The following is a 7,035-nucleotide window of genomic DNA, read 5'->3' as shown; positions in this document are numbered from 1 at the left end:
AAAATCCAGCGAAGAGGTAATGGATTTCAAGTGTGACGAGCTGATTTTGGGAAAAAAAGATGCCGATTCAAGGGCGCTTACGCTTGCTCCTACAAAAAAGCAGAGCCCAACGGCAAAACCCATACCTCGCAACAAAACCGCTCTCGTGTGGAGCAAGCGCAGCTCGCGATGCTTATGCCTATATAAAAACCAAGGCGCAATGGCAGAATCCGGTGCCTCGAAACAAAATGGCACCCGTGTAGAGCAAGCGAAGCTCGCGATGCTTATGTGATGGGCTAGCACAGCCTGCAATCGGGTAAGTGAAATCAGGCAAATAAAAACGGCTCCCGAAGGAGCCGTTTATCGACGCATTAATATCCAGAATCTATCAGGCTTTTTTCAGCGGCCGCCACCAGGCTTCATTGGCCAGGTACCACTTGATGGTCTTGGCGATGCCGGTCTCGAAGGTTTCTTGCGGCACGTAACCCAACTCGGTGCGGATCTTGTCGGTACCGACCGCATAACGGCGGTCGTGACCGGCGCGATCCGTCACATAGGTAATGAGCGACGCCGCGCCTTCACCACGAGCTTGCGGGGCCTTTGGATAGCGGGTAGCCAGCGACGCATCGGCGGCGAACTCGGCATCCACCAGCTTGCAAACCAGATTGACGATATCGATATTCTGCCACTCGTTGACGCCACCGATATTGTAGGTCTCGCCCACCATGCCCTTATCCAGCACCAGCTCGATACCGCGGCAGTGATCTTCCACAAACAGCCAGTCGCGGATCTGCTTGCCATCGCCATAGATCGGCAGCGGCTTGCTGTCGAGAATATTGGTCAGACACAGCGGGATCAGCTTCTCCGGGAAGTGATAGTAGCCATAGTTGTTGGAGCAGTTACTGGTGGTCACCTGCAGGCCATAGGTGTGCAAATAGGCACGCACCAGATGATCCGACGCTGCCTTGGAAGCGGAGTAGGGCGAGTTCGGCGCATACGCCGTTTCTTCGGTAAACGCCGGATCGGTCAACGATAGAGTGCCATACACCTCATCGGTGGAGACATGATGGAAACGGTGTGGCAGCGGGTTAGCCGGATCGGCCAGCCAGACAGCTCGGGCTGCCTTGAGCAGGCTGTGAGTGCCGATGATATTGGTCTCGATAAAGGCATCCGGTCCGGTAATCGAGCGATCGACGTGAGATTCGGCAGCAAAGTGCACCAGGGTATCGATCCCCTCTTCACGCAACAGCAGCTCTACCAGCTCGTTGTTGCAGATATTGCCCTTCACAAAGCGGAAGTTCGGGTTACCCATCAGTGGCTTCAGGGTTTCGATATTGCCGGCATAGGTTAGGGCGTCCAACACAACCACCCGATCGGCCGGGTGATGGGCCAGCCAATAATGCACAAAGTTGGCGCCGATAAAACCGGCACCGCCGGTCACAAGCAGTTTTCGCATTTCTATTTCCTAAATAAACAAATTCTATTGATTAGAAGGTAACCGCATCCTTGAACCAGACACCTTGGGCATCCTTGGCCGATAACGACGGCGCTTGACCCTCGACCAACGGCCATTCGATGGCCAGATCCGGATCATCCCAACGCACAGAGTGTTCGGCGCTCGGGTTGTAATAATCGGTGCAGCGGTAAACAAACTCGGCAGATTCGGTGGTGACATAGAAACCATGGGCAAACCCTTCCGGTACCCACAGCTGTCGTTTATTCTCGGCCGAGAGCAAGACGCCAACCCAGTGGCCAAAGGTGGCGGAATCCTTGCGCATATCCACCGCCACATCGAATACCTCGCCGGAGACGACACGGACTAACTTGCCCTGGGTCTGCTCGGTTTGATAGTGCAGCCCGCGCAATATCCCCTGCCGGGATTTGGAGTGGTTATCCTGCACAAATCGGCGCGCACAAACTTGGGTGTTAAACCAATCGTCACGCCAGGTTTCCATAAAGAAGCCGCGCTCATCACCAAAGACATGAGGTTCCAGGATCTTCACCTCGGGGATCAAAGTCTCAATGATGTTCATCGTCGTTCCACTCTTGTTGTTCACTCAACACGCGCATCAGATAGGCGCCATAGCCACTCTTGAGCAGCGGTTGGGCCAATTTTTCTAATTGAGCGCCGTCAATAAAGCCCATACGGAACGCAGTTTCTTCCGGACTCGCCACCTTCTGTCCCTGCCTTTTTTCCAACACGCGGATAAAAATAGAGGCATCCAGCAGCGAGTCATGAGTCCCGGTATCCAGCCAAGCGGTACCACGGCCCATACGCTCCACCCGCAATTGCTGGCGCTGCAGATAGACATTATTGACGTCGGTGATTTCCAGCTCACCACGCGCAGAGGGGGTGATCTGCCTGGCAATCTCGACCACGCTATTGTCGTAGAAGTAGAGTCCGGTCACCGCGTAGTTGGACTTCGGCTGCAGCGGCTTCTCTTCAATCGAGATCGCTTGGCCCTGCTTATTGAATTCGACCACACCATAGCGCTCTGGATCTTGCACGTAATAGCCGAACACCGTAGCCCCGCTCGGTTGGCTGGCAGCCTGCTGCAAGGTCTCACTCAGGCCATGGCCGTGGAAAATATTATCGCCGAGGATCAGGCAGACTGAATCCTGACCAATAAATTGCTCACCGATTAAAAAGGCCTGGGCCAGGCCATCCGGGCTGGGTTGTACCGCATACTGAATATCCAGCCCCCACTGCTGACCGTCACCCAGAATACGCTGATAGGTCGCTTGATCGTTCGGGGTACTGATGATCAATATTTCGCGGATGCCGGAGAGCATCAGCGTGGTCAAGGGGTAGTAAATCATCGGTTTGTCGTACACCGGCAATAACTGCTTATTGACACCTATGGTTGCCGGGTGCAACCGAGTGCCACTGCCCCCGGCCAGAATAATACCTTTCATGCTCTTTTCTCGTATTTATGGTTGCTTAATCGTTCATGCCAGAACTCATGCTGGCATATAGGGTCTTAAATCTGACAAGGCGCTCTGCCAATTGCTGGGCATAATGCCAAAAATCGCGTTGATGCGCGAACAATCGAGACGTGAATTGGCAGGCCGCTGGGCCGGCGTCGGGTAATCACGGGTGGCAATGGCATTGACTTGAGGGGAGCGAGTTAACAGCCCCTGCGCCACAGCGGCGTTGAAAATAGAAGTCGCAAAACCGTGCCAGCTGACATGGGGCTCGCCGGCAAAATGATAAACGCCCCAAGCGCTAAAGTCCGGTTGCAACGCCTGCTCGGCCATGGTCAACAGGGCCGCCGCAATGTCACCGGCATAGGTCGGACCACCGAATTGATCGGCCACTACCCCCAGGCTGTCGCGTTGGGCCCCCAAACGCAGCATGGTCTTCACAAAATTATTGCCGTGTTCGCCGAATACCCAGGCGGTGCGCAGGATCAGATGTCGCGGGCAGTGCTCAGCAACAGCGACTTCGCCTGCCAACTTGGAGGCACCATAAACACCTTGGGGATCAACTGCATCGGTCTCGATGTAGAGACCATCCTTATTACCAGCAAACACATAGTCGGTGGAGATATGCAGCATCACAGCACCGACGCTATGCGCCGCCTCGGCGAGATATGCCGGACCATCGCGATTGATGGCATAGGAGGCATCGATTTCCACTTCAGCCTTATCAACCGCTGTGTGCGCCGCGGCATTGATGATGACATCAGGAGCAAACTCAGCAACCAGTTTCTGAACATCAGCGCCCTTAGTGATATCCAGTTCGTCCCTATCTACACCAAGCACCTGCCAGCCCAGAGCTTGACCTTGTTGCATCAAGCGGTGACCAACTTGGCCCTTGAAACCAGTTACTAATAACTTACCTACCATGACAACCTCATAGGGTTAGTGAGCTTGTTGTTAAAGGAACAAGGTCTGCCTTCACAAAACGGTGCCGATATTACCAAGCTGGGGCATAACGACCAAGCTCTGTTTACGCTATGGTTCGAACAATATAAGGCTGATAATTCCAAGAGCTATTACAAGGTTCGAAAGAATTAAATAGCGAAATTAAAATAGTGATGCAAATAGCTCCATCACTATTTACATCAGACCCACAATAAAGCATAAAACGCTCAAGCGAAAACTGAACTAATCATTACCAAATAAGTCACGGGTATAAACCTTGGTAGCCACATCCGCTAATTCAGGAGCCATACGATTGGAAATAATCACATCACACATCTGCTTGAAATCTTCAAGTCCATGAATTACTCGGGAATTGAAAAACTTGTCTTCCTGTAACACAGGTTCATACACCACAACCTCAATGCCCTTCGCTTTAATGCGTTTCATAACACCCTGGATCGAGGAAGCACGAAAATTATCTGAACCACTCTTCATGATCAATCGATAGACGCCGACCACCTTAGGCTCTCGACGAATAATCGAATCGGCAATAAAATCTTTACGGGTGGTATTGGAATCGACAATCGCCCGAATCAACGTATTCGGAACCTGATTATAATTCGCCAATAACTGCTTGGTATCCTTCGGCAAACAATAACCGCCATAGCCAAATGATGGATTGTTGTAATGACTGCCAATGCGTGGATCGAGCCCAACGCCTTCAATAATTTGACGGCTATCAAGGCCGTGAGTCTCGGCATAGGTATCTAGCTCATTAAAATAGGCGACTCGCATAGCCAAATAGGTATTGGCAAATAACTTGATAGCCTCCGCTTCTGTACTGTCGGTAAACAACACGGGAATGTCTGTCTTGATTGCGCCTTCTAGCAGTAGCTCAGCGAAAACTCGTGCCCGCTCAGAGCGCTCACCAACAATAATTCGTGAGGGGTGCAAGTTGTCATATAAAGCCTTGCCCTCACGCAAAAACTCTGGCGAAAAAATAATACGATCACAACCGAATAAAGTTCGGACCCGCTCGGTGAAACCAACTGGAACCGTCGACTTAATCACCATAACCGCAGTTTGGTTAATAGCTAATACATCACGAATAACCGATTCCACAGATGTGGTGTTAAAATAATTGGTTTGCGGATCATAATCCGTCGGAGTGGCAATAATCACATAATCAGCATCCCGATAGGCCAGCTCTTTATCGGTGGTGGCAACCAGCCGTAATGAAATGTCGCGCAAATAACTTTCAATTTCACGATCAACAATTGGCGATTGTTTTTTATTGATTAGCTCGACTTTATCTGAAATTACATCCAGAGCGACGACTTGATGATGCTGAGCTAGTAAAATAGCATTCGATAATCCAACATAACCAGTCCCGGCAATTGCAATCTTCACAACGAGTGCTCCTCATAACTAATCTTGTGCTTATAATATTGACGACTGAAAAACCACAATCCGGATGGAGACATTATGATTTATTCGACTTTTCCAATCGGTCAAATATACGATCGTTTGGAAACAATTTTTTGCCCATAGAAAGCCATTCCATAGCCTCTTTATTTCTATTTAATGACAACAAGGCAATATATGTATTATAGTATACTGCGGCATTAGGTGATAATATCACAAACTCGGCAGCCCAATCGACATAGGCCTGTATTTCAGCAGAGTTTCGAGTTGCTAGACCATTATTTAGGCGCAAAGACATCACATGATACATATAACGCAAATGCCATGGTATAGGGTTTTCCACACGCAACAGCAAAGAAGGATTTTGCATGCCTTCTCGCTCAAAACGGGTTATTAAATATGCCGCCTGTAATCCACTAAGCATAAACATAACTACAGGAACAGTGAGAATGACAACCATGCTTCGTAATAAAAATGTAAACTGGACATTATAGCTAAGATAATTATCCTGTTCTTCCGAGGTAAACCATAGCAACCACATTAACGCAACCCAGTGAGCAGTTGAGTGATAAAATGGATATTCAACCAGTGAATGAAACAGCAGTGGTAGTGGTAAGGCAAATAAGGCAACCGTGTGACGCCAAGAATTCCCCTTGAGCATTTGATACCAGCCAAAGCAGATAATAGACAGACCGGAAATAGCAACCAGCCCGCCTTCAACCAGCCAGAAAAATACCTCGTTATGGGGGTGATCCAGGTTTTTCACAGCTTCTGGCAGAAACCATTCTCCAGTAGGTCCCTCCGCAGAAAAAAAGGTTGTCAAAAACGAAGCCGGGAAAGCACCATAACCATAACCTAACCATGGTTTGGCTAAAAACATTTCAAACGCATGATGCCAGTATACTAAACGGTAAACAGCAGTATCTATATAACTAGCAGACTCAGGCCTTCCGCCTGATGAAAATACGCCACATAAAACACCAATTAGGAAACCAATACCTAGCACAATAAATAGCAATCTTTGGTTAGATCGACCATAGCCAACTAACACATAACAAGCAACAACCAATATAGCGCCCACCTGCCCGGCTCGAGAGAAGATAACCACTAGCAGTAGCCCTGACGCAAAAAGAACAAAATAGACTAAACATCTGCGCCACAACACTTTATCAAACAAAGAATCAAAACAGGAAAGATAAAAACTGATAGCAACCCCCATGGCCAAAAAACTGGAGAGCACGCTATCTTTCTGAAATATGCCATATGGTCGATTAATGATTGTGTTATAGCCAATCCAGTTACCAGGGCGCAAGATAAAATACTGAACCAGTGCAAATAGTGCCTCAACAGCGACAGCACCCAGCAAAACATAAACCAGCAAGATGCGCTGTTCACGGCTAAATTGGAGCTGATGAAGACTGAATAGTAATATAAAACCAGCGGCTATACCCAGCATCCGCGGTAGACCCGCCGTATAGGATATATGCTGATGAGCGAATAGCGGGATCAGCAAAACAGCGAATCCGAATAAAAACCAATAGTAGGCTCTGGGTATTGAAATCATTCCGGTGAGCGTAATAGCCCAAAGACCGATTGCCGACAGGATAGCCACAAATGCCCAATCGAGCATATTGAATGGTAGATATAAGCCAGAACCACCCGGATTATGCATAAAATAGTGCATACCCAGCAGCCAGAAAATACCGCTGATGACAAAGAAAATGCGCTGTAACAATTTGATATTCTGTTGCATATCACCGACAC

Annotated in this window: 7 protein-coding genes; 1 reads left to right on the top strand and 6 read right to left on the bottom strand. The window is 49.0% G+C overall.

What is annotated here, in order from left to right; all coding sequences use genetic code 11:
• Positions 1 to 271: hypothetical protein (locus ACYVG7_RS03560; RefSeq protein WP_460881875.1), on the top strand; the 271-nt coding region annotated here is incomplete at its 5' end.
• 96 nt (positions 272 to 367) lie between these two features.
• Here ACYVG7_RS03560 and rfbB read toward each other — a convergent pair.
• The 6 genes from rfbB to ACYVG7_RS03530 all read right to left on the bottom strand — a co-directional run bounded on the left by rfbB (position 368) and on the right by ACYVG7_RS03530 (position 7,024).
• Entirely contained in the window at positions 368 to 1,435 is a 1,068-nt protein-coding gene (gene rfbB / locus ACYVG7_RS03555; RefSeq protein ID WP_460881874.1) for a dTDP-glucose 4,6-dehydratase, read from the bottom strand.
• 31 nt (positions 1,436 to 1,466) lie between these two features.
• Positions 1,467 to 2,012, bottom strand: coding sequence for a dTDP-4-dehydrorhamnose 3,5-epimerase (gene rfbC / locus ACYVG7_RS03550; RefSeq protein ID WP_460881873.1), 546 nt, complete (start codon positions 2,010 to 2,012; stop codon positions 1,467 to 1,469).
• On the bottom strand, positions 1,999 to 2,895 hold the full coding sequence (gene rfbA / locus ACYVG7_RS03545) for a glucose-1-phosphate thymidylyltransferase RfbA (RefSeq protein ID WP_460881872.1): 897 nt from the start codon (positions 2,893 to 2,895) through the stop codon (positions 1,999 to 2,001). Before rfbA ends, rfbC begins: the two co-directional genes overlap by 14 nt.
• A gap of 45 nt (positions 2,896 to 2,940) precedes the next feature.
• Positions 2,941 to 3,828 carry a dTDP-4-dehydrorhamnose reductase gene (gene rfbD / locus ACYVG7_RS03540; protein ID WP_460881871.1) on the bottom strand — a complete coding sequence of 296 codons (888 nt, stop codon included), beginning with the start codon at positions 3,826 to 3,828 and terminating at the stop codon, positions 2,941 to 2,943.
• Positions 3,829 to 4,089: 261 nt separating this feature from the next.
• Positions 4,090 to 5,256, bottom strand: coding sequence for a nucleotide sugar dehydrogenase (locus ACYVG7_RS03535; RefSeq protein ID WP_460881870.1), 1,167 nt, complete (start codon positions 5,254 to 5,256; stop codon positions 4,090 to 4,092).
• A 73-nt stretch (positions 5,257 to 5,329) separates the two neighbouring features.
• Positions 5,330 to 7,024: a PglL family O-oligosaccharyltransferase gene (locus tag ACYVG7_RS03530; RefSeq protein ID WP_460881869.1), complete on the bottom strand. Its 1,695-nt coding sequence runs from the start codon at positions 7,022 to 7,024 to the stop codon at positions 5,330 to 5,332.
• Between the last annotated feature and the right edge of the window lie 11 nt (positions 7,025 to 7,035).

Source organism: Pseudaeromonas pectinilytica (genome assembly GCF_054780855.1).
The sequence above is the reverse complement of the archived record's forward strand: the minus strand, read 5'-3'. Positions and strand labels throughout refer to the sequence as shown.

What these genes read in the sequence shown, in the direction of transcription:
- rfbB (WP_460881874.1), bottom strand. Translation starts at nt 1,435, where the DNA reads ATGCGAAAACTGCTTGTGACCGGCGGTGCCGGTTTTATCGGCGCCAAC.
- rfbC (WP_460881873.1), bottom strand. Translation starts at nt 2,012, where the DNA reads ATGAACATCATTGAGACTTTGATCCCCGAGGTGAAGATCCTGGAACCT.
- rfbA (WP_460881872.1), bottom strand. Translation starts at nt 2,895, where the DNA reads ATGAAAGGTATTATTCTGGCCGGGGGCAGTGGCACTCGGTTGCACCCG.
- rfbD (WP_460881871.1), bottom strand. Translation starts at nt 3,828, where the DNA reads ATGGTAGGTAAGTTATTAGTAACTGGTTTCAAGGGCCAAGTTGGTCAC.
- ACYVG7_RS03530 (WP_460881869.1), bottom strand. Translation starts at nt 7,024, where the DNA reads ATGCAACAGAATATCAAATTGTTACAGCGCATTTTCTTTGTCATCAGC.